This window comes from Vallitalea pronyensis, assembly GCF_018141445.1.
GTDB classification, from domain to species: Bacteria; Bacillota; Clostridia; order Lachnospirales; family Vallitaleaceae; genus Vallitalea; species Vallitalea pronyensis.
This window is the reverse complement of sequence record NZ_CP058649.1, coordinates 2,752,369-2,775,688: the sequence shown is the minus strand read 5'-3', so window position 1 is coordinate 2,775,688 and position 23,320 is coordinate 2,752,369. Positions and strand designations below refer to the sequence as shown.

At 36.1% G+C, this 23,320-nt stretch carries 18 protein-coding genes, 1 other RNA gene and 1 other annotated feature; of the genes, 9 read left to right on the top strand and 10 right to left on the bottom strand.

Annotated elements, in window-relative coordinates; translation table 11 throughout:
• Window positions 1-502 precede the first annotated feature (502 nt).
• Window positions 503-703: a hypothetical protein gene (locus HZI73_RS11450; protein ID WP_212698360.1), complete on the top strand. Its 201-nt coding sequence runs from the start codon at window positions 503-505 to the stop codon at window positions 701-703.
• A 111-nt stretch (window positions 704-814) separates the two neighbouring features.
• On the opposite strand, the gene HZI73_RS11445 is transcribed toward HZI73_RS11450, so the two are convergent.
• Window positions 815-1,333, bottom strand: coding sequence for a hypothetical protein (locus HZI73_RS11445; RefSeq protein WP_212698359.1), 519 nt, complete (start codon window positions 1,331-1,333; stop codon window positions 815-817).
• Window positions 1,334-1,521: 188 nt separating this feature from the next.
• On the opposite strand from HZI73_RS11445, the gene HZI73_RS11440 reads away from it, so the two are divergent.
• Together HZI73_RS11440 and HZI73_RS11435 are read left to right on the top strand one after the other, a co-directional pair.
• On the top strand, window positions 1,522-2,055 hold the full coding sequence (locus tag HZI73_RS11440) for a hypothetical protein (RefSeq protein ID WP_212698358.1): 534 nt from the start codon (window positions 1,522-1,524) through the stop codon (window positions 2,053-2,055).
• Between the two features lie 124 nt (window positions 2,056-2,179).
• Window positions 2,180-2,455, top strand: coding sequence for a hypothetical protein (locus HZI73_RS11435; protein ID WP_212698357.1), 276 nt, complete (start codon window positions 2,180-2,182; stop codon window positions 2,453-2,455).
• 54 nt (window positions 2,456-2,509) lie between these two features.
• Here HZI73_RS11435 and leuS read toward each other — a convergent pair whose 3' ends face one another.
• The 4 genes from leuS to fusA form a co-directional block, all read right to left on the bottom strand.
• On the bottom strand, window positions 2,510-4,921 hold the full coding sequence (gene leuS, locus HZI73_RS11430; protein WP_212698356.1) for a leucine--tRNA ligase: 2,412 nt from the start codon (window positions 4,919-4,921) through the stop codon (window positions 2,510-2,512).
• An 84-nt stretch (window positions 4,922-5,005) separates the two neighbouring features.
• Window positions 5,006-5,258 (bottom strand) — a binding site (T-box leader).
• A 59-nt stretch (window positions 5,259-5,317) separates the two neighbouring features.
• Window positions 5,318-6,712 carry a PH domain-containing protein gene (locus HZI73_RS11425; RefSeq protein ID WP_212698355.1) on the bottom strand — a complete coding sequence of 465 codons (1,395 nt, stop codon included), beginning with the start codon at window positions 6,710-6,712 and terminating at the stop codon, window positions 5,318-5,320.
• Complete coding sequence (locus tag HZI73_RS11420) at window positions 6,705-7,187, bottom strand: PH domain-containing protein (protein ID WP_212698354.1); 483 nt, start codon at window positions 7,185-7,187, stop codon at window positions 6,705-6,707. Before HZI73_RS11420 ends, HZI73_RS11425 begins: the two co-directional genes overlap by 8 nt.
• 165 nt (window positions 7,188-7,352) lie before the next feature.
• A complete protein-coding gene (gene fusA, locus HZI73_RS11415; RefSeq protein ID WP_212698769.1) occupies window positions 7,353-9,428 on the bottom strand; it encodes an elongation factor G in 2,076 nt (691 codons plus the stop codon).
• Window positions 9,429-10,123: 695 nt separating this feature from the next.
• On the opposite strand from fusA, the gene aroF reads away from it, so the two are divergent.
• The 4 genes from aroF to HZI73_RS11395 all read left to right on the top strand — a co-directional run bounded on the left by aroF (window position 10,124) and on the right by HZI73_RS11395 (window position 14,284).
• On the top strand, window positions 10,124-11,140 hold the full coding sequence (gene aroF, locus HZI73_RS11410; protein ID WP_212698353.1) for a 3-deoxy-7-phosphoheptulonate synthase: 1,017 nt from the start codon (window positions 10,124-10,126) through the stop codon (window positions 11,138-11,140).
• Complete coding sequence (locus HZI73_RS11405; RefSeq protein ID WP_212698352.1) at window positions 11,137-12,228, top strand: prephenate dehydrogenase; 1,092 nt, start codon at window positions 11,137-11,139, stop codon at window positions 12,226-12,228. Before aroF ends, HZI73_RS11405 begins: the two co-directional genes overlap by 4 nt.
• Window positions 12,229-12,260: 32 nt before the next feature.
• Complete coding sequence (gene aroA / locus HZI73_RS11400) at window positions 12,261-13,535, top strand: 3-phosphoshikimate 1-carboxyvinyltransferase (RefSeq protein WP_212698351.1); 1,275 nt, start codon at window positions 12,261-12,263, stop codon at window positions 13,533-13,535.
• An 86-nt stretch (window positions 13,536-13,621) separates the two neighbouring features.
• Window positions 13,622-14,284 (top strand): SGNH/GDSL hydrolase family protein, encoded by a 663-nt coding sequence (locus tag HZI73_RS11395; protein WP_212698350.1) that lies wholly within the window; start codon window positions 13,622-13,624, stop codon window positions 14,282-14,284.
• Window positions 14,285-14,377: 93 nt separating this feature from the next.
• On the opposite strand, the gene ssrS is transcribed toward HZI73_RS11395, so the two are convergent.
• A non-coding RNA gene (ssrS, locus tag HZI73_RS11390) (6S RNA) lies at window positions 14,378-14,556 on the bottom strand.
• A gap of 520 nt (window positions 14,557-15,076) precedes the next feature.
• On the opposite strand from ssrS, the gene HZI73_RS11385 reads away from it, so the two are divergent.
• Window positions 15,077-16,321: a 6-phosphofructokinase gene (locus HZI73_RS11385; protein ID WP_212698349.1), complete on the top strand. Its 1,245-nt coding sequence runs from the start codon at window positions 15,077-15,079 to the stop codon at window positions 16,319-16,321.
• Between the two features lie 110 nt (window positions 16,322-16,431).
• Here HZI73_RS11385 and HZI73_RS11380 read toward each other — a convergent pair whose 3' ends face one another.
• Entirely contained in the window at window positions 16,432-17,523 is a 1,092-nt protein-coding gene (locus tag HZI73_RS11380) for an HD-GYP domain-containing protein (RefSeq protein ID WP_212698348.1), read from the bottom strand.
• Window positions 17,524-17,889: 366 nt separating this feature from the next.
• On the opposite strand from HZI73_RS11380, the gene HZI73_RS11375 reads away from it, so the two are divergent.
• Complete coding sequence (locus HZI73_RS11375) at window positions 17,890-18,759, top strand: cation diffusion facilitator family transporter (RefSeq protein ID WP_212698347.1); 870 nt, start codon at window positions 17,890-17,892, stop codon at window positions 18,757-18,759.
• A gap of 99 nt (window positions 18,760-18,858) precedes the next feature.
• Here HZI73_RS11375 and clpB read toward each other — a convergent pair whose 3' ends face one another.
• From clpB to HZI73_RS11360, 3 genes are read right to left on the bottom strand one after another with little or no spacing between them, the layout of a single operon-like run.
• The gene (gene clpB, locus HZI73_RS11370) at window positions 18,859-21,459 is read right to left on the bottom strand and encodes an ATP-dependent chaperone ClpB (RefSeq protein ID WP_212698346.1); all 2,601 of its coding nucleotides are present in this window, start codon (window positions 21,457-21,459) and stop codon (window positions 18,859-18,861) included.
• 55 nt (window positions 21,460-21,514) lie between these two features.
• On the bottom strand, window positions 21,515-22,453 hold the full coding sequence (locus HZI73_RS11365) for a DnaJ C-terminal domain-containing protein (RefSeq protein ID WP_212698345.1): 939 nt from the start codon (window positions 22,451-22,453) through the stop codon (window positions 21,515-21,517).
• 60 nt (window positions 22,454-22,513) lie between these two features.
• Entirely contained in the window at window positions 22,514-23,191 is a 678-nt protein-coding gene (locus tag HZI73_RS11360) for a ribbon-helix-helix domain-containing protein (RefSeq protein WP_212698344.1), read from the bottom strand.
• Window positions 23,192-23,320 lie beyond the last annotated feature (129 nt).

Genomic DNA, 23,320 nt, shown 5'->3' with positions numbered 1-23,320 from the left:
CTGTTAACTGTCCCACATAATTCTCAGGTAATTCTACAACGTAGGCATTGATCATGGGTAAGTGGTATTTCACATGACCAATTTTTTTTAGTGCACTTTCATAGCCCTTTTCTTCACTGCAATTAACAATCACTTGAACCTTTTTATTCCCATTTTTTTTCTTATCATTTACGTTAACATTTTTCTTATCATTCATGTTAGCATCACGATTTCTCCCCTCAGTGTTATGAATATCAGCTTTATGTGTAGGACACTCACCATCCCATGTCAAATTCTTTTTTAATAAAAAGGGTAAAAGAAACATCCATTTATTCTTCATGATTCACCTGCTTCTTCTGAACTATTATATTTTATTCATAGACCATTAGGTATATGATAATTAGACTGTCATAATCAAGAATTCGCTGTTTTCAAGATAAAATCCAAAGATTTATTACAAAACAATCATAGAAAACAAGCCTTATCACATAAAATATTAAGAAAGAAACTATGGAGGTTAATCATGAGTGATGTAACAGCTAATGGCTACCTAGGCGGTGGAGCTACTCCAGGAAATAATAATATGTTCATGTTATTATTACTTTTACTATTATTTAATAATGGTAGTTATGGTGGAAGCTCAGGCGGCATGGGTGGATTTGGTGACAATGGTATGTTTTTAATCCTTCTACTTCTTCTTATGGGTGGTGAAGGCGGCTATTAGAGCTGTTCTAGGAACTGATGCCCTTTAGCCTTTTGTATAAGCAAGGTAAGTGGCTTATCTCTTTTTTACATAATTAGACGTTCACTTAAGGCCACTTCTTGCTTTTTCCCTTTAGTCGTCATTATCCTGTCTTGTTGAACCCAGTAGTAATAACAACATGGCATATATATTTCCTTTATTTTGAGACATGCTCTGAGATGTAATTTGAGGTTCACATTTCTCATCGATTTCATAAACCGTATTATCATCAATAATGAGATCACCTTGTCGGTCTACTATTTTTTTTGGATTGTCTCTGGGGGAAATGTCACCTTCCATTGTGTCATCTTCTACATGATGGTTCGCAAACAATTGTAAGCCTTGCATATCACCAAAGATAGTAGACAATTGATCAATGTTATCAGCTACTTGTTGATGAACAAAAGGTTTCATGGCCTGAAGCAGATGCATGGTATCCTTTAAACTATCCTTTGATGCACCCTTATAAGCCTGAATTGTCATGGAGAGGTTATTCATTAACTTTTCTTGTGTCACTTGATAGATAGCCTCTTTTATGCTTTGCATATAATTATCCATACTCAATACTGGTTTGCTTTTCTTTGAGTAATCGGCGTCATTTTTGTCGTTCATCTTATACTCCTGAAATACTCTTTATTCTAATATATGCCTTCTTATAATCATTGGTAACAATGTGCAGCAAAATGACACTAGGCAATGTATCCCTATCATGTCTATATAAGTTTTTAAAAGTAATTGGAAATTAATGTGTACCTTTCACATAGAATATTATAGATAACCAATTTAGGAGGCATTATAGCATGAATAATGGTTCTAATTTTGATATAGGAAACATGAATAATATGCTAAATCTTGTAAAGTTATTATCAAGTGCACCGGGTAATCCAACACCCCAGACAAACCCACATATTGAGCTTGATCACCTTGTGAGTAACCAGCAAATGAATATGATTAAAGCTTCCCTTCCATATTTGGATGTAAACAAACAAAAAAATCTAGCTATTATCATTAAATATCTAGAGCTAAAAAAAACCATGACATTATACGGTCAAAACAATCTGCATGCCATATCAGATATACAAAAAAGTAACACCTCTAAGCGTGATATGTTATACGCATTACGCGCCTATTGTCCAGATAAACTTAAACAACAGCTTGATATCATTCTGAATATGCAAGGTATGTTGGCAGCTCTTAAAAACCCTGCCCCCATGTATCAAGAACCTCACCAGCAAGGAGGTTCACAAAGTAATCAACCACATGTATCTCCTCAAGATGACAATCTTAATCGAGAAGAGTTAATTCAACAACTTAAGCACTTGATGCAAAATTAACCCAAACTCTACATACTTATTTTAGAATACCTTAGGATATGTTTAGATATAAGATTAACGTATATTTAGCCATTCCTTGATTGATTATCATAAATAAATAATTCTGAGAGAAAGGGTGTATATAATGAGCGAAAAGTCTCATATTTTAAATGACGAAGCATTCCAGAATATTAGTCCACAAAAATTAAAATTAATGGTCGATATGCTCAATGATATGACTGACAAATCCATGGAGCAAAAAGTGCAAGTGCTCTTTTCATATGGTGTTCAAATGAAACAAAAGGGGTTGCAATTCACCAAAAAGGAATCGTCTCTCATTATTGACTCCATGAAAAACAATTTATCTGAATCCGATCGGAATAAATTAGATATGGTTGTAACAATGATGGAAATGATGTAGCGATAACTTAGTATGACAAAAAAAGGGGCTGAAAACAGCCCCTTGTTTTATGGATTACTTGACAACAATATTGATGATTTTATGAGGTACATAGATTTCTTTAACGATGTTTTTACCATCTAGTTTATTCTCAATAGCTGTTCTGGCTTTTTCCATGACACTGTCTTTGGCTTCGCCAACACCAATTGTAATGGTTGCCCTTACTTTTCCATTGATTTGAACAGGCATCTCTACTTCATCTTCTTTCATTTTTTCCTCATCATATGTTGGCCATCCATTGGTAAAGACAGATGTTTCATGACCTAGCATATGCCATAATTCTTCAGCAATGTGAGGAACAAATGGTGCAAGCAATGTAATAAGTGTCTCTAAGGTCTGTTGATCAATACCGTCTTTCTTTCTAGAGATATCCATGAGTTTATTCGTATATTCCATAAAAGCACTTACCACTGTATTAAGATGGAAACTATTCAATCTGTGGGTCACTTCATAGGTAAGTTGATGACGTACTTTCTCCAATTCTTTTGTAACCGTGACGTCCTTCCCTTGGTTTTCCGTAACTAAGTGCCATACCCGGTTAATAAAACGGTACACACCATCAATACCACGATCATCCCACTCTGAATCCAATTCTGGTGGTCCTACAAATAACTCATATAGTCTCAGTGAGTCACAACCATACTTATCCACTAGATCATCCGGTGATACAACGTTACCTTTTGATTTACTCATCTTAGCACCATTTTTACAAATCATACCTTGATTAAATAAACGCTTAAAGGGTTCTTCAAATTCAACAACACCAATGTCATACAAGAATTTTGTATAGAACCTAGCATATAACAAGTGAAGCACCGCATGTTCAATACCGCCAACATACATATCCACTGGTAACCATTCTTTTGCCTTCTCTTTTGATACGATAGCATCCTTGTTATCAGGATCAACATACCTTAAGAAATACCAAGAAGAACCTGCCCATTGAGGCATGGTGTTGGTTTCTCGTTTTGCATGTCCTCCACATGTTGGACATGTGGTGTTTACCCATTCGTGAATATCCGCAAGTGGCGATTCCCCTGTACCTGTGGGTTCATAGGACTCTACATCTGGTAGGGTTATAGGTAGCTGTTCTTCTGGTACGGCAACTGCTCCACATGTATCACAATGTACAATTGGAATAGGTTCGCCCCAATACCGTTGTCTGGAGAATACCCAATCACGTAATTTGTAGTTCTCCGTCTTTTTACCGATTTCATGTTCTTCTAGATAGTTGGCAATGGCTTCTTTTGACTCTGTTGATTTCATACCGTTGAATACGTCAGAATTAATCATCACACCTTCAGACGTATAAGCTTCTTGTAAATCTTCTATTTCATGACCATCTTCTGCAATAACCTGAATAATAGGAAGATCAAATTTTTTAGCAAATGCAAAGTCACGGTCATCGTGGGCTGGTACACACATAATAGCGCCTGTACCATAATCAGCTAATACGTAATCTGAAATCCAAATAGGCGTTTTAGCCCCATTTAACGGGTTAATGGCATAACTGCCTGTGAATACACCTGTTTTTTCTTTTTCTTGAAGCCGATCTACTGAAGACTTCATGGATGTATCAAATACATATTTTTCTACTTCTTCTCGCTGAGCATCCGATGTTAACTGACTAACCATGGCATGTTCTGGTGCAAGCACCATAAATGTTGATCCATACAGTGTATCTGGTCTGGTTGTAAATACTTTTAATTGTTCATCGATCCCCTCAACCTTAAAATCAATCTCTGCCCCATAAGACTTACCAATCCAATCACTTTGCATTTTCTTGACCTTGGCCGGCCAATCAAGGGTTTGCAAATCTTGAAGTAGACGTTCTGCATAAGCAGTAATCTTTAACATCCATTGACGTAGATTTTTCTTGGTCACTTCTGAACCACAACGTTCACAAGCACCATTCACCACTTCTTCATTAGCTAGACCGGTCTTACAATCTGGACACCAGTTTATGGGCATCTCTTTTTCATAAGCCAATCCTTCCTTAAACATTTTAACAAATATCCATTGGGTCCATTTATAGTAGTTAGGGTCCGTTGTGTTGACCTCTTTTGTCCAATCGTAGATGGCACTAATTTCATTAAGCTGACGCTTGAAATTTTGTACATTTTCAGCTGTAGCTTTTGCTGGATGAACCCCCATCTTAATGGCATAGTTCTCAGCTGGAAGTCCAAATGCATCCCATCCCATTGGGTGAAGCACATAATAGCCTTGAAGTACCTTATAACGGCTCCAAACATCACTGAGTACATAACCTCTCCAGTGTCCTACATGTAACCCACTACCTGATGGATAAGGAAACATATCAAGACAGTAATACTTCTCTTTGCCTTCCTCATTTTTATTGACTGGATTGTCTTTCCAAATATCGCGCCATTTTGTTTCTATTTGTTTGTGATTATAAACAACGCTCATCCTTTCTTCCTCCTTTTGCTCGTCCATGACTCATGTAATACATCAAGTCATTAAATTGAATTAAAAAAGCCTCTATGCAAGATGCATAGAGACGTCTATTTTCGCGGTACCACTCTACTTTATTTTGAATAAACACGCTACAGATGGCTTATGGATTAGGTCATTGGCTTATCAAAATACACTCTTCACTTATAACGTAAGCTAACCGTCCTAACCTACTCTTTATTTCAGCTAGGATACTCCAAGGCGAGTTCAATAAAATCAGGTACTGTTTCTCACCAACCAACAGCTCTCTTTAACCCTTTTTTCATCTACTACTCCTTTTCATCATATCTTTCATGATATGGAATTAATCGTATCATAACATAACGTCTTTAGAAAATCAAGGTGAATTTATCAAAGCTTATGTGCATAGTTATCAAATAACCGATTGCTTATATTTTTAACCGTTATATTCTTCCCTACGACTTTTCCCCAGATGTTAATGGTGTAATTACATATACTTTTCCTCTTTTGAAAAAAAGTGGTTGACATTTTCATGGACTGTATGGCATTAATTTTTAGAATGGACTGTTTTTTGGAGAAACCATTATACGACATATAAACTAAGGTATCTGACATAGCAATAGCCGTATTATGATATTGCATGTGTCCAACTAACCAAGCTACAAGCACCAGAATAAAACTTAAGAAACCGTAGGGCACATAATAACTCACTACACTAGCTATCAAAACAGTAACGACTAATTTTTTTAAAATAAACCTGGCGTATACCATAGGAAATGCCTTATCCACTTCCTGTTGGAATTGAAATTCAGGCAACAAATCACGAATGATCTTTTGACTTTCCTTGATGGTGCAAAATGGAAATAAAATCGCTCTTTCACCAGCTTCATCGCCATAACCCATACTCTCAATCTCTATGGAACAACGTTTGGTTAATTGCATGGGTAACTTTTGCCGAATATGCACACCTTTTACTTTATGTATATCAAAGCTGTAATTCTTCTTATGAATCAAACCATGACTAATATGGAGCTTACCATCCTCGGTATACACATGAAATAGAGAATATTTCAAACAATTCTTTATAAGTGACAACACCAATCCCATCATAAAAATACCTAATAGACTTAACACAACGATGTACACACTAAATTGTATCTGTGTAATATACTTTAAACCATTAAAGCTTGTAAGGCTTTCAATATCATCCAGAAAATTATACAAAGCCCAAATGATGACAAAGCTTTGAAAAATAGAACTGGATATGAATGAATACAATATTAAATGCTTAAAACTTAAATGAAAGTGACCTTCTTTTGTGTTTTCATCTTCTTGATCAGGGGACACCTGTTTATGCTTTAAAAGCTTTTCTCGCATTTCCAAGGCTTTTTCTTTTGTTAACAGCAGTGACATTTCACTCTCAAGTGTTTTGGCGCTCTCTGTATCAATTTTAACTCTGGATAGATTAAATAAACGTTCAAATATCCCTTGAGAGATATCAATGGTATTGATTTTATCCAATGGAATCTCTCTTGTCTTAACGGATAAGATACCTTTTTGGTAAATGATGACATGTTCCTTAAAGGCATATATGGTCTTGGACCACTGCAATACATGATATAAACTAAAAGCTGCAATACTGCCAATAATCAGTAATGTCGTAGGGATAAACCCTATTTTATTGCTTAATACAGTATACATAATGACAATGGTTATGATTTGCTTACCAATGCTATCGACAAGTTTTTTTACGATATATAATGGATGATTCCTTTGCTTATGCATGTGTCTCACTCGTTTCTATTATTTTGGTTAGCTTAACGGATATACCTTCTGCCTCTTGATTGGTTAGAGCTGGTATTACATGTAAACCTCCAGCAGTATTTAATTTAATAGAAGATAAACCAAATTTTCGATTAATAGGTCCACAAATAATATCTAAAAATTGAATTCTTGAGATGGGTATAATGACTTTTTTCCTCACAAAAATACCATGAATGAACTCAATCTTGTCTTCATGTATTTTATAACGCCACTCCTTGTACTCAATAATTGGAAAAACAAATGTGTACGCAAGGATATAAACCACCATAATACCTGTTAACCCATTGATGAAATACATGACATTAGCGTTATGTATAATTGGTTTGAGAAACCCATAGACACCTACGAAATAGACAGCATTAAAGACAACTAAAAAAATGGTTCTTGCAATAATCCATGACTTGACAGCTTGTCTATTAATATGGTTGTATTCCATACTTTTTCACCACCCTTTATTGATTTATTTTATTACTTATTCTTCCCCTATTTAACTTGTTCTGTAAATGCATGTTTATTATAACATATTTACTCTTTCTATCAATGGTATTTTGCATAAAAAATAAACCGCAAAGCATTGACTTTGCGGCTGATTTATACTCACTTATTGTTCATTATTCCTATCTTCTATAACCTTCTCTTGTACTTCCATTGGTGCTTCATCATAACGTTCAAACTTAAGGGTAAAAATACCTCTTCCACCTGTCATGGAACGTAAATCCGTGGAATAGCCATACATCTCAGATTGGGGTACTTCCGCTAATATTTCCTGTTTACCTTTAATAGGATTCATACCAAGGACACGACCTCGACGCTTGTTAAGATCACCTATAATATCACCCATGTAGGAATCCGGCACCGTTACTTTAACACTCACAATAGGTTCTAGTAAAACGGGTGCTGCTTCAATGATACCTTTTTTAAACGCTACCTTTGTAGCCATTTTAAATGCCATTTCAGATGAATCCACAGGATGGTAAGAACCATCAACAAGTGTTGCCTTTACACCCACTACAGGATAACCTGCTAGGACACCGCTTAGAACGGATTCCTGCAATCCTTTGTCTACTGCTGGGAAATAATTTTTTGGTACCGATCCACCAACAATTTTTGTTTCAAATACGTAAGGTGTTTCGCGATCACCAGATGGTTCAAATTCAATATGCACATCACCATATTGTCCATGACCACCGGATTGTTTTTTGTGTTTCCCTTGAATCTTAATTTTTTTCTTGATGGTTTCTCTAAATGGTACTTTGGGCTTTCTAAGATCCATGGTTACTTTGAATTTTGCTTCTAATTTACTGCTGATGACATCAAAATGTTGTCCCCCAACACCGTATAATAACTCTTGATGATTTTCAGAGTCCATGACTACTTTTATTGTTGGGTCTTCTTCAATAAGTTTATGAAGTCCCGATGATATTTTTTCTTCTTCACCTTTTTTATTAGGGAATATGGCTCTACAAGCTAAGGATTCTGGGAAATTAATGCCCTTCAACTTAACAGGTCGACTACTGTCACATAATGTATCGCCTGTACTTGTCTTATTCAGCTTAGCTACAGCGCCAATATCACCAGCTCGAATTTCTTTTACCTCTATCTGCTCTTTTCCTCTAAGGACATATATATGGGATATTCTTTCGGATGTATCCTTATTGACATTCATATAGGATGAATCTGCCTTGAGAATACCAGAATATACTCTAAAAAGTGATAACCTTCCAATGTAAGGGTCTACAATTGTTTTAAATACCAAAGCACTCATTGGTTCATTCTTATCACATATCACTTCAATTTCTTTATCATTGTCTGGATTAACCCCCATGACACTGGTATGTTCTTCTTTAGGTGCTGGTAAGTATTTCACGATTGAATTAAGAAGTACCTGCACCCCTATATTCTGAATCCCTGAACCACAAAGTACGGGTACAATACTTCCATCAATAACACCATTATGAAGGGCTGTTTGAATTTCATCAAGTGTAAATTCTTCTCCTTCAAAATACTTCTCCATTAACGTTTCATCACTTTCAGCTACTGCTTCAAGAATCATTTCACGAACAGGTTCTAATGCCTCATTCATATCATCAGGTATATCACATTGTTCTACATGATCCTTTACAAATTTCCGTCCTTGCATCTTTACTACGTTAACAAAACCCACAAAATGTTCACCATCACGAATGGGTACTTGAAACGGTGCTATACTTTTACCAAAAATTTCTCTTAACTGCTCTAATACATTCTTAAGACTTGCTTGATCGTCATCCATGTCCGTTACAAAAACCATTTTTGGAATATCCATTTCTTCAGCATATTCCCATGCTTTTTCTGTACCTACTTCCACACCCGATTTTCCTGAAACGACAATAATAGCACTATCTGCAACACGAGTTGCTTCTTTTGCTTCCCCCATAAAATCGAAATAACCAGGTGTATCTAATAAGTTGATTTTACAATCTTGCCACTCAATGGGAATACATGTTGTATTAATCGAAAAACCGCGTTTCATTTCTTCCTTATCAAAATCACTTATTGTATTCCCTTCTTCAACCTTTCCTTGTCTTTTGATAATGCCTGCAACTTTCGCCACAGCTTCTGCCAGTGTTGTTTTACCACTTCCACCATGACCTAAGAGTGCAACATTACGAATTTGTTCAGATGAGTAGATTTTCATGGATTTTCCCCCAATCATTGGAATATTTTTTGCAAATAAGAAATCGCAACAGATTTTTTCAATAAACTTCATTATATTAATCATGTTGCCGTTTAATTTTTGCCTTATAACACTAAATATGTGATATATTTAATATTCTACTATAATCATTAATTTCCTTCAATAATTTCAAAAAACATTTATTTTTTTTATGTAATTTGCATAAGATTTCTCAAGTTATTGTCTGTATATTTCTATAATTATTGGTGGCAATGGACCAAAAAATAGAATTGACATAAAATTGTCATCACTTAGTATCCATTATGTAAAGTAACAAAAAAACACTTTTAGACTTTAAAGTGTTGACATATCCATGTAATCAGCGTACAATACAAGAAACGTTTTTTTATGGTCATTGATTGCACGTTAGCAATTTACACTTAGCTACATATTAACCTTGGTACTTTGAGCAAATAAATCTTTTTTAATCTAGTTGAAGCATTATTAAAATAGGTTCTGTAGAAGATATTTTATGAAATATTGAAATAACCTTGACCACAATATGTTAATTCGCTATGATTGGAATGATACGTATATTGTGGTCTTTAATTATAGATGTTATGCAAGTATGTCTTGCATATGATCTCATTCATTTCAACATAAATCATGTAGTCAACCATAAATTGATAACGATAATAATTAGGAGGAAATTCTCGATGATAATTGTAATGAAACCCGATACCCCCGAACAGGATATTAAACGCGTCACATCGGTTGTTGAACAACATGGACTAAATGTTCATCTATCCGTTGGCGATCAAGTGACCATTATTGGTGTAATAGGTGATAAATCTAAGCTATACGATTGTAACCTGGAACTTTTTAATGGTGTGGAAAAAATTGTACCTGTAACAGAAACCTATAAATTAGCCAATAAAAAATTTCATGCCGCATCCAGTATTGTTAAGGTCCGTGATGTGGAAATTGGCGGTGATGATTTTGTTATCATGGCTGGACCTTGTGCCATTGAAAGTGAAAAACAAATTATTGAAACAGCAAGAACCATTAAAAAATCTGGTGCTTTGATGCTACGTGGTGGTGCTTACAAACCTCGTACATCACCTTACTCTTTTCAAGGTTTAGAAGAAGAAGGTCTTCAATACATGGCAAAAGCACGTGAAGAGACTGGTCTTGCTATTGTATGTGAAGTAACCAGTCTAAAAGCTGTTGAAACGGCTTATAAGTATGTGGATATGTTCCAGATTGGTGCCCGCAATATGCAGAATTTTTATCTGCTAAAAGAAATTGGAAAAACAGGAACTCCCGTTTTATTAAAAAGAGGTCTCTCTGCAACCATCGATGAATGGTTGAATGCTGCCGAATACATCATGAGTGAAGGTAATCCTAATGTAGTCTTATGTGAACGGGGCATACGAACCTTTGAAACAGCTACAAGAAATACCCTTGATCTAAGTGCTATCGCTATTGTCAAGCGTAAAAGCCACCTACCTATTATTGTTGATCCAAGCCATGCAACAGGAAAACGCATGTACGTTAATCCACTCTCAAAAGCTTCTGTTGCAGTGGGTGCTGACGGTTTAATGATTGAAGTACACCCTAATCCAGCAGTTGCTTTATCCGATGGACCTCAATCCTTAACACCGGAAGATTTTGACCAGTTATGCAAGGAGCTTCGACCCTTTGCAGAACTTTCAGGAAAGCGTTTAAAATGAAGCTATTACAAATAGGTATTGTTGGACTAGGCCTTATGGGTGGATCTTTAGCAAAAGCAATAAAAACAAAATGTACACCTAGTCGTATTACAGCCTATGATGTTCATCCTGATGCTCTCCATTTAGCCTATGAAGAAGGTATTATCGACGTCATAGCACACAAGGATTTTCATGATTTTAGCCATTGTCACATAATCTTTTTATGTGCTCCAGTTAAGAAAAACATGGAAGTTCTAGAAAAATTGGTTTCTATTGTGCATCCATCATGTATTATGACGGATATTGGTAGTACCAAAAAAGACATTACCGATTTGGCAAGGACATTACAATGCAACCAATTTATTGGTGGTCATCCCATGACAGGTTCAGAGAAAAGCGGTATATCATCCGCAGAAAGTCATCTTTATGAAAACGCTTATTATATTCTAACACCTGACCCAAGTATACCACATACCATGGTGAAAACCTTAAGGGAGCTCATTGAGCAAATTGGTGCGTTGCCAATCTTAGTAGAACCTGATGAACATGATTATATAACGGCTAGCATTAGCCATGTACCACATATTATTGCATCAGCTATGGTCAACATGGTACAGAAATTAGATAACCCAAAAGAGCAAATGCATACATTAGCTGCTGGCGGGTTTAAGGATATTACACGTATTGCTTCTTCATCGCCAGAGATGTGGCAGCAAATATGCTTGACCAATAAAAAGAATATCCTTGAAATCATGGATTGTTTCCAAGAAGATTTGGCCTCCATTCGGTCGTCGATTCAACATAACCAATTGGAAGATGTATGGCGATTTTTCGAAAGGGCCAGAAATTATCGTGATTCCTTCTCTGACCGAGAAATTGGCGCCATTATGAAGTCTTACAAAATTACAGTTGATGTGGTTGATCAACCTGGTATCATTGCAGAAATTGCAACGCTCTTATCCAAACATAACATTAACATTAAAAACATTGGCATTAATAATAACCGAGAACACCAAGAAGGTGTCTTAGAGATTCTATTTTATGACTTACATAGTCAAGAACAAAGCATACAGATATTAAACGATATGCACTACCTCGTATATCTCTAATGCATCTTACGAAGGTTTATAAGGAGGATACTATGATTATCAAGCCTAGAAAAAGCTTATCGGGTACCATGAAAGTACCAGGTGATAAATCCATCTCACATCGAGCTATTATGTTAGGTGCTCTTGCTGAAGGTACAACCACCATCAAGGGATTTCTCATGGGTGAAGACTGTCTAAGTACCATCACATGTTTTCAAAAGATGGGCGTCCACATTGATATAGAGGATGCCATTGTAACCGTTGAAGGGAAAGGTCTTCGGGGATTGAAAAAACCAACCTCTGAACTGGATGTAGGCAATAGCGGTACCACGCTACGCTTGTTATCAGGCATACTCGCTGCACAGGATTTTGAGTGTACCATTACAGGTGATGATTCCATTAAAACCCGTCCCATGAAACGGATTATAGAACCTCTATTAAAAATGGGCGCTCATATTACATCCATAAACGATAATGACCGAGCACCCCTCTATATTAAAGGTTCTACACTTCAAAATATAACCTATCATTCTCCTGTAGCCAGCGCACAAGTGAAATCCTGTATTATGCTGGCAAGTTTATTTACAGAAGGACAATCAACCATTATTGAACCTGTACGCTCTCGTAACCATTCAGAAATTATGCTGAATGTTTTTGGTGGACATATTGAAGCGGATGGTTGTGCTATTACCACTTCTCCCGTAGATCAACTATCTGCAACGGATATTATTGTTCCTGGGGATATTTCATCAGCTGCTTACTTTATGGTTGCTGGGTTAATCTTGGAAGATGCTGATATCACCATTGAACAGGTTGGTATTAATCCAACGAGAGATGGTATTATTCATGTATTACAGGCAATGAACGGTAATATCACAGTATTCAATAAACGAATCATGAATGGCGAACTGGTTGCTGATATTCGTGTTCAATCCAGTCAGCTAAAAGGGACCATCATCGATAAGCCTCTTATTCCTACACTCATTGATGAAATCCCAGTCATTGCTGTTGCCGCTTGTTTTGCAGAAGGGACAACCCTTATAAAAGATGCCAGCGAACTACGGGTAAAAGAATCTGACCGTATTGCTACCATGGTATCTGAACTTACTAAAATGCATGCAGATATCCAGGGAACCGAGGATGGCATGATTATCCATCATTCACCTCATCTCATCGGTAACGATGTGGAAAGCTATCATGACCATCGTGTGGCTATGTCACTTGCTGTAGCTGGCTTAGCTGCTAAAGGCATCACGACCATTCATCATAGTGATTGTGTGGACATTTCTTTCCCTCATTTTTTTAAGTTAATCAATGGAATTTCGTAAAAACTATTGGCATGATGCCTATTTTGTATTATGATATAAGAAGATTTTATATCAAGTAATAGGTTAAACAAACTGGAGGTAATCATATGATTAAGACAACAATTGTTGGGTTTGGCGATAGTATTTCTACTGGTTTTGGTGTTGGCAAGGTTCATAGTTACATGAATCGACTTGAGAAATTTGTACCAAGTTACTACCCCTCTATATCTTGGAATATGATTAATTCTAGCAAAAATGGTGTGACAACTCAGGAAGCTCTTCATGGTATTCAGGCTTCTGTATTGGCTCATCGACCTAATGTGGTTTTTATGCAATTTGGTACCAACGATAGTGCCAATGATCACCGCTATCGTTCACTAGAAGACTTTGAACAAAATTATGATCAGATGATTAGACTTATCCTTGAACATAATAACCGAACTGGTTTAAACAATTGCATACCCATACCTGTGCTGATAACCCCTCCTCCAGTTAATGAAGCCATCGCAAAACCTCTTCGAAATAACTCAAGGCTTAATCAATATGTACATATCATTAAAAGCCTGGCACGACAATATCATTGTCCTCTTATCGATTTTTATCATAAGGTATTGTCCCAAGATAATGACTTAGACTATATTTCAGAAGATGGGGTGCATCTTAACCAAAAAGGTTATGACCTATTATTTGACGTGATTTTTGCAGAGTTTACTAAATTGATAAATTATCAAGGTGTTTTGAAAGAGCATACCTTTAAGGATATTTCTTGAATGGATATCTCGTATCACCATACGTTATGACATGGCTTCTGCCAATACATGCAATCAAAAAAGCTACTATCACTAGTAGCTTATTTTTGGTATGTATTACCCGGATATGCCGTTTCCTGAATTTTGATCCCTAACTCACGTTAGGTGGGTGTTCGCAACATAGCTTCTGTCTTCCTCTGCAATTGAAGGCTTGACATCTGCTAGGAAATGTAGAACTCCCGTATTCAAATTGTAGGTTCAAAATGCAGGGTTATCGTACATCCCAGGAAATTCATCAATCTTTTGTTGTGACCTTATTATACTATAAAACGTTGTAATTTGCAACATATATTAGTAAGAATAATGTTTAAATAACATTTTTAAAGGACGTTATTATGCATATCTACTACTTCATATTGTACAAGTATCTTGCAAATGAAAAGCTACAATGATTGCTTCGTGCAATATTATTATGTGCAGTGCTCATAAAACTCATACTAATATTTTTTTCCTTTCTAGCAATATAATAGCATTTGACATAATACATAATAGTCTCTTTTTACCTTGTGATTAAACCTTAGGTTTTCTTAATCATTGTATAGAAAAAATGCTTTACACTTTAAGATATAAATTTTTATTTGATTTTTAAGTGTATCTATTGTATCATATTGAGCTGTGAGGAAAATCTTACACATTTGGAACTGGCTTTCATCCTTAAGGCTTTGGTTCCATGTTGTTCATGCTATTTAAAGTATGGTGTCATGATGCGACACCACTACACGTTTTGTTAAAACAGAAAAGGAGTTTCTTACTATGTGGAATTGTCTTATTGCACAGTCGGGTGGTCCAACATCCGTTATTAATGCCTCATTAAGCGGTGTCATTGCCTCAGCTATTGATAGTCCTAAAATTCATACCGTTTATGGTGCCATTAATGGTATTCAGGGTGTCTTGAAACATCAACTGATTAACTTAACTTCTATATTTGCTAATGAAAAGGGTAAACTGGAAACATTAAAAACCACACCAGCCATGTTTTTAGGTTCTTGTCGGTATAAACTAAGTAACATTCAAGAAGATGAAACCGAATACAACTTAATTTTTGATGTCTTTGCCCGACATAAAATCAAATATTTCTTTTATATCGGTGGTAATGACTCCATGGATACCGTATTGAAGTTATCCAGGTATGCGAAAACCCATCACAAAGATGTTCAAATTGTAGGCATACCTAAAACCATTGATAATGACTTATTTGGTACGGACCATACCCCTGGTTTTGGATCGGCTGCCAAGTTTGTCGCAACAACCATGCTTGAAATATCCTATGATACTTATATTTACGATTTACCCAGCGTGACCATTGTTGAGATAATGGGACGTAATGCCGGTTGGTTAACCGCTTCATCTGCTCTAGCTCGAAATACCTATAACGCATCTCCTGATTTAATCTACCTTCCTGAAGTACCCTTCTCAACTTATGATTTTTTAAATGATCTTAAATGTCTTCAAGAAACGAAAAAAAATATTATTGTAGCCGTCTCTGAGGGTATAAAAGATAAAGATGGTCATTACATATCTGCTACAAATAATCCATGTTCGGATGCATTTGGACACGCCAAATTAAGTGGAACAGGCAAAACACTTGAACATATTGTTAGTAAATCCCTAAAATGTAAAGTCCGATCCATTGAATTGAATGTATTGCAACGAAGTGCTATGCACATTGCATCACTTACAGACATTGATGAAGCCTGCTCTGTGGGAAATAAAGCCGTTCAATACGCACTGGATGGATTAAGTGGTATTATGGTCACCATTATTCGTACAAACAATGACCCCTATACCATAGAAGTGGATTATGTGCCTATAGAAAAAGTAGCGAATAAAGAAAAAAATATCCCTAAGGATTGGATTAATGATGCCCATAATGATGTAACACATGATTTACTAGATTATATGTCACCACTTATTCATGGGGAACCACAAATTGATTATAAAAATGGTCTTCCCGTATATCTTGATATTCAACACTTACATTCAGATTGCAAGTCATAAACAGTTGAATACATCATTTTTCTTAACAGTAATCATAAAAACCATATAAATAAGGCACCTAATAAGCTCCTTCTTATCATAACCGTTCTGATTAGAAGGAGCTTATTTATTTAACCTGTTTTTTCTTCATGGACAGATGTAATGGTTACATTTCTTAGATTTCTTTCATCCTTTAAGTTCCAATAATGTGGATCAACTTTGTTGTTTTTTTCATCAAGTAAAACCTTTATTTTGGGTCTAAGGCAAGCTTCCTCATAATTTTCTACAACAATACCTTGATAGCAATTACTCAACTGTACCCATGTTCCCACTGGGAATGGCGCAACTTTTTGAACAAATTTTCTTGTTAAATTCAGATCAAACATGACACCGCCATTAGCCATAATATACTCCATTGCTTCAGACGGTAACAGGGCTTTTCGGTAAGGCCTTGTAGATGTTAACGCATCATATACATCTGTAATACCAATAATCCGTCCATAAAGGGATATGTCGTCTTTCCCCTTTCTATGGGGATAACCTGTACCATCGAATTTTTCATGATGCTGTAATACGGCAATATAGGCAGCAGATGGTATGGCAAAGGTCTCTTTTAGATACCGATAACCATACTCCGAATGCATCTGTATATGTTTGTACTCTTCTTTTGTTAAACTGCCTTCTTTATTCAGTACATTGGTATCCACAAACATTTTACCAATATCATGCAATATGGCACCTAAACCTAAGTCCAGTAATTGATTTTTATTTAAATGAAGGGATGTGCCAAGTAAAATAGATAATACAGCTACATTCACACAGTGATAGAAGGTATAATCATCAAACATTTTAAGGTCAATGAGATTCACAATGGTATCTTCATTCTCTAATATTTGATCCACAATATTCATGATTAAATATTTTGTTTCATCAATGCCTGTGTCGATTCCCTTAGGATTTGCATTCCCTGTTTTAATGAAAACGTCTTTAATGGTACTAATCGTATTACGCCTTAATTCATCACATATAATATCTTTCACTTCAATATCCGATGATATCTCATCGTCTACATAAATTCCCTGATAACCAAGGGCAGAAATTTTATTAATGTATGATTTTTGGATCATACTGCCCTTACCTAATAACAATTGATTGTTTTTATCGTATAAGCTTTTGCCAACGTACATGCCTTCTGCAAGACTACTAACAGGTACAAATCTCATTATATCATGTCACCTCAACTCCGAAGTATATCCCTGAGCGTACTCATTCATGGCTACATTTTTCAATATACTTATCATGGTTAATCTACAAAAGTAACAATGACTAAACTTCCAACAAGATATATATACCCCAAAAATCAACAATATCTTGTAGTAAAAGTCATACTCAACTATTTTTTGTGGTTTAACTTTATTATTACATAAAAAGAAATAATTTGAATAGTCAAAAAGGACTATAATTTTTATCCTTGCATAATTCTTTTCATATCATATATAATAAATAAAGATAGTATATAACAACCCATATTATCACGTTACATATACAAGCTATAAAAATATAAATCATACAAAATGTAGGTGAAATGATTGAAAAAACATATCCATGTTGAACGTGTAGCTATATCAGGTATTATAGGTAATATTCTATTACTGATTATGAAACTAATTGTCGGATTCTTATCAAAAAGTCAAGCCATGATTGCAGATGGTCTTAATAGTGCAGGTGATGTTTTTGCTTCTACAGTTACGTATATAGGCAACCGTATATCATCTACCCCTGGCGATGATGAACATCCTTACGGTCATGGAAAAGCAGAGTATATCTTCTCCATGGTTATTAGTTTCTCTTTATTTTTTGTGGCCTTTTCCATCTTTAAAATGTCACTTGATTCATTACTCAATGCACAGCATTTTAAATACTCACCATGGTTGGTATATATTGCCATTGCTTCCATTATAGCAAAAATTATACTATTTTTCTACGCTATTCGTGTTGGAAGACAATATAATAGTTTATTAGCTATAGCAAATGCCCAAGATCATCGGAATGATATTATGCTTTCTTCCCTTACTTTGCTGAGTGTTGTACTGGGTTATTTTAACATCTATTTCGTTGATAGCATTGTTGGATTATTGATTTCTTTATGGATTGCTTATACAGGTGTTTCTATTTTTTATCAATCTTACGTGGTATTGATGGACACTAATATTGACTCAAAAGTTAAAAAAGAAATGGAAAAACATATTGTAACCATTGAAGGTGTCGATCATCTTGATACCATTACTTCCAAACCCATAGGGCTTAATTTTGTTTTGATGGTAAAAGTATCGGTAGATGCCAATATGACAGTATATGAAGGGCATGCTGTCAGTGCTAAAATTAAAAAAGCACTTTTAACTTTTGACCATATTGAAGATGTCATTGTCCATGTGAATCCAGCACAATATCATCAGTAATCTAAAGGGGCTGTCTCTTTAAAGCAAAATAACGTCAATAGCGTAAGAAACTTCTATCCGACAAATTTGCTTTAATGAGACAGCCCCAATATAAATGGACTAATGAATTTGTAGTTGGTCATCTTTATAATCAATGACGATTTCTTCGCCTTCTGACACATCACCTGCTATGATTGCTCGACCAATCATGGTTTCAACGTTTCTTTGCAAATAACGCTTGAGAGGCCTAGCGCCATATACAGGGTCATAACCTTCATCAACAATATGCTGCCTTGCTGTATCGGTGACATGAATGCTCAGACGTTTTTCTAATAATCGCTGTCCAACTTCGTTAATAAGCAGGTCAATAATAGCCTTCAGGTCTTCTTTAGAAAGCGGTTTATAGAGGACGATATCGTCAACCCGATTTAGAAACTCTGGTCTAAAATATTGCTTAAGAGACCCTAGTACCTCTTTTCTAGCCTCTTCACGAATACCACCAGATGCTGTAATGCCTTCTAATAAATATTGTGACCCAATGTTGGAGGTCATAATGATAATGGTGTTTTTGAAATCAACTGTACGCCCCTGAGAATCGGTAATACGTCCATCATCCAATATCTGCAAAAGAATGTTGAACACATCCGGGTGGGCCTTTTCAATTTCATCCAATAGCACCACAGAGTAAGGCTTCCGTCTTACGGCTTCTGTTAACTGTCCGCCTTCCTCATACCCAACATATCCTGGAGGTGCGCCAATAAGTCGTGATACAGAGAATTTTTCCATGTATTCACTCATATCAATACGTACCATGTTATCTTCTGTATCGAAAAGTACTTCTGCTACAGCTTTTGCAAGTTCGGTTTTACCTACACCTGTTGGCCCCAAAAAGATGAAAGAACCAATAGGACGTTTTGGGTCTTTAATACCTGCCCTTGATCGTATAATCGCATCTGTCACCGTGACGATTGCCTCATCTTGGCCAATGACACGTTGGTGTAAGATATCCCCTAGTTTTAGTAACTTTTCCCGTTCACCTGATACTAATTTACTAAGAGGTATTCCTGTCCATCTGGATATAATCTCAGCTATTTCTTCTTCTGTTACCCGTTGACGCAACAAAGAGTTGTTATCTTTTCCTGCTTCAACATCTTTTTCCATACTTGCCATCTGAGCCTGTAATTCTGGAAGGCGTCCGTATTTCAACATAGCTGCTTTATTGAGATCGTATTCTCTTTCAGCTTTTTCAATTTCATGATGTACTTTTTCCAGTTCCTCTTTAATGCCCTGTACTTTTTCAATGGCTTGTTTTTCATTATCCCATTGTACTTTCATGGTATGATAAGCGTCTCTATATTCAGCCAGCTCTTTCTGCAAACGCTTGAGACGGCTTTTACTCATATCATCTTTTTCTTTGATAAGCGCTGCTTCTTCTATTTCCAACTGAATGATTTTACGGGATACTTCATCCAGTTCTGTTGGCATGGAATCCATTTCCGTTCGAATCATGGCACAAGCTTCATCCACTAAATCAATGGCTTTATCCGGTAAAAAACGATCCGTAATATAGCGATTGGATAGCACTGCGGAAGAAACCAAGGCATTATCTTGTATTTTAACCCCGTGAAATACCTCGTAGCGCTCTCTTAAACCTCTTAAAATAGATATGGTGTCCTCTACTGTAGGTTCACTAACCATAACTGGCTGAAATCGCCTTTCAAGGGCCGAGTCCTTTTCAATATATTGTCGATACTCATCCAGGGTGGTAGCCCCTATACAATGGAGTTCACCTCGAGCCAACATGGGTTTCAGCATATTACCTGCGTCCATGGCACCTTCTGTCTTACCTGCCCCAACAATGGTATGTAATTCATCAATGAATAAGATGACCTGACCATCGCTTTCTTTGACCTCTTTTAGAACAGCCTTCAAACGCTCTTCAAATTCCCCTCGGTACTTCGCACCAGCGACCAATGCTCCCAAATCCAAGGAAATGATCTTTTTGTCTTTGATGCCATCTGGCACATCACCTTTGACAATACGATGAGCCAACCCTTCTGCTATAGCTGTTTTACCTACACCAGGCTCACCAATCAGCACAGGATTATTCTTGGTCTTTCTGGATAAAATACGTATGGTGTGACGTATTTCTGAATCCCTTCCGATAACAGGGTCTAACTTATTCTGTCTGGCTTCCTCAACCAAATCATGTCCATATCGAGTAAGTGCTTCATAGGTCGACTCTGGATTATCCGATACCACTCTTTGATTACCTCGAATGGCTTTTAAAACATTCAAGAGTTCCTTCTTCGTAATATGAAACCTTTCAAGCAGCGTCCTTGTGTAATCATTTTTAGGTAATTCATAAAATGCAATAAAAATATGTTCTACGGACACATACTGATCCCCTAACTTATCTGCTTCTTTCACAGCAGACGTGAGAACCTTATCCGTTGTTTTACTGACATAAATCTTACCAGCTTCACGCCCTGGCCCGGAAACCTGAGGCATATTGTCCACATAGCGTGTCAGTTCCAGGGTTAGTTCGGAAACGTCTTTACCCATCTTTTCTAATATTCTTTTAATTAATCCGTTTTCTTGTTTTAGCAATGCTAACAAAAGATGTTCTGTTCCAATCTCTATGTTACCATTGGAAATGGCCAATGTTTCTGCTTCCTTAATGGCTTCTAAACTCTTTTGTGTGAAATTGTTCATATTCATTCTTATCACCTCATATTCTCTCATAGCAGCTTTTAATCGTTACGTGTATGGTTATTTATGACTGATGCATGTCTTTCCATTTTTTAATTAATTGAATTTCCTCTTTACTGAGCTTCTCAGGTACCATCACTTTTGTTATAAAATAGAAATCACCTGTTTTCTTTCTATTTTTTAGTCCTTTAGCTTTTAAACGAAATTTTTTACCTGATCCTGTTCCCTTGGGAATACTGAGCTTGAATGTTTTATCAAGTGTCTGCACTTCCATCTCAGCCCCTAAAGCAGCATCCCATGGCATAATTTCTAAATCTTTGTAGATATCCTGACCATTTAAACTATACTGAGCATCGTTGACAATGTGTACTTGAATGAGCATATCCCCACTAGGACCACCATTATAACCGCTGCCACCTTGACCTTTTAAGCGTATTTTCTGTCCTTCAACAATACCTTTTGGTATGGTGACATCTAATTGCTTCCGATGACCTGTTTCATCACTAATAGTAATTTTCTTGGTTGCACCATAATAGCTGTCAGCGATGGATATATCCAATTCTGCTTCTACATTGCCGCCTTTCATGGTTTGGCTTCTGCTGGTAAAGCCTCCTCGAGATGTAAAGCCTCCTAAATTTCCAAAACCACTAAATGACGTTCTACCGCCGCCTTCACCACCGAAACTATTGGCTCTAAATATGGAATCAAAAACGGAACGTAATATATCCTCGTCTCCAGTCCAACCACTTGTATCTTGGGAATAATAACCGCCACCACTCTCCCATTGATTTCCGAATTGATCATATGCTTTTCGTTTTTCTGGGTCTTTTAACACGTTATAAGCTTCATTAATTTTTTTAAACTTCTCTTCTGCCTCCTTACTTTTATTTGAATCAGGATGATATTTATGAGCAAGTTTTCGAAATGCTTTTTGGATATCCTTATCCGTAGCCTCTTTGGATATACCAAGTACTTTATAATAATCTTCCACTTGACTTTGCATCACTGCACCTCCTATAATCATTTATTGGTTTGTCATTTTTTTAGATTGTTATGTTATTGATTATTTTTTTATAAAAAGCTCCAGTTCACCAAGGTGATGGCAATAGATTTTATCCATTTGTTGAAAAACATTGTCATGATCATAATGACCGAAATAATAATTCAACGCATGATCCATCATTAACAAATAACAACTTAAGTATTCTGCCACAGCTTCATCATCCACCTTATCTAAAGGTATCCCTCGTAAAAATTCTCTGGAAAAGCGATTATTAGAATTCACATGGGTCTTGTTAATAATTTCCCGCTGATATATTTCAGGAAAGCGCTTTTGGTCAATATAACACATGGCATTAAAAAATCGGTCCAAATGTTTATTCAACTCTTCGGATTTCGATCTCGATTGAATCTTTAACACGGCATAACGCTCATGTTCATTGCTCACATTAAATTCGAAACTGTAGCGGATACTGGGCTTATATTTATACTTAATAAAGGTGCCGAATTGCAAACTACCGTAGTCATTTTTGGATTTTACCTGTATCTGTTCGTTTCCCACCATGTCTGATATACGTTCCATTACATGCATGACTTGTTGTCTTGGCGTTAATAAGCCTAGTCTTTCTGCTAATAGATCATTAATCAGTTGGGAGCGATTTGTATTTTTTCTATAAGCCAATTGATCCACAGCTTCAACTACATCGTCTAATAATACTAAGCTATAGATGCTTTTTTTCATGACGGTCCAACCCTTCTTCTACATTCGGATGTTTAGAATGACATCATCATGTATTCTTTTATACTTTTCATTCCATTATAATAGTATACCACTATTAATAATTTGTCAACTACATTATATAAATCGACA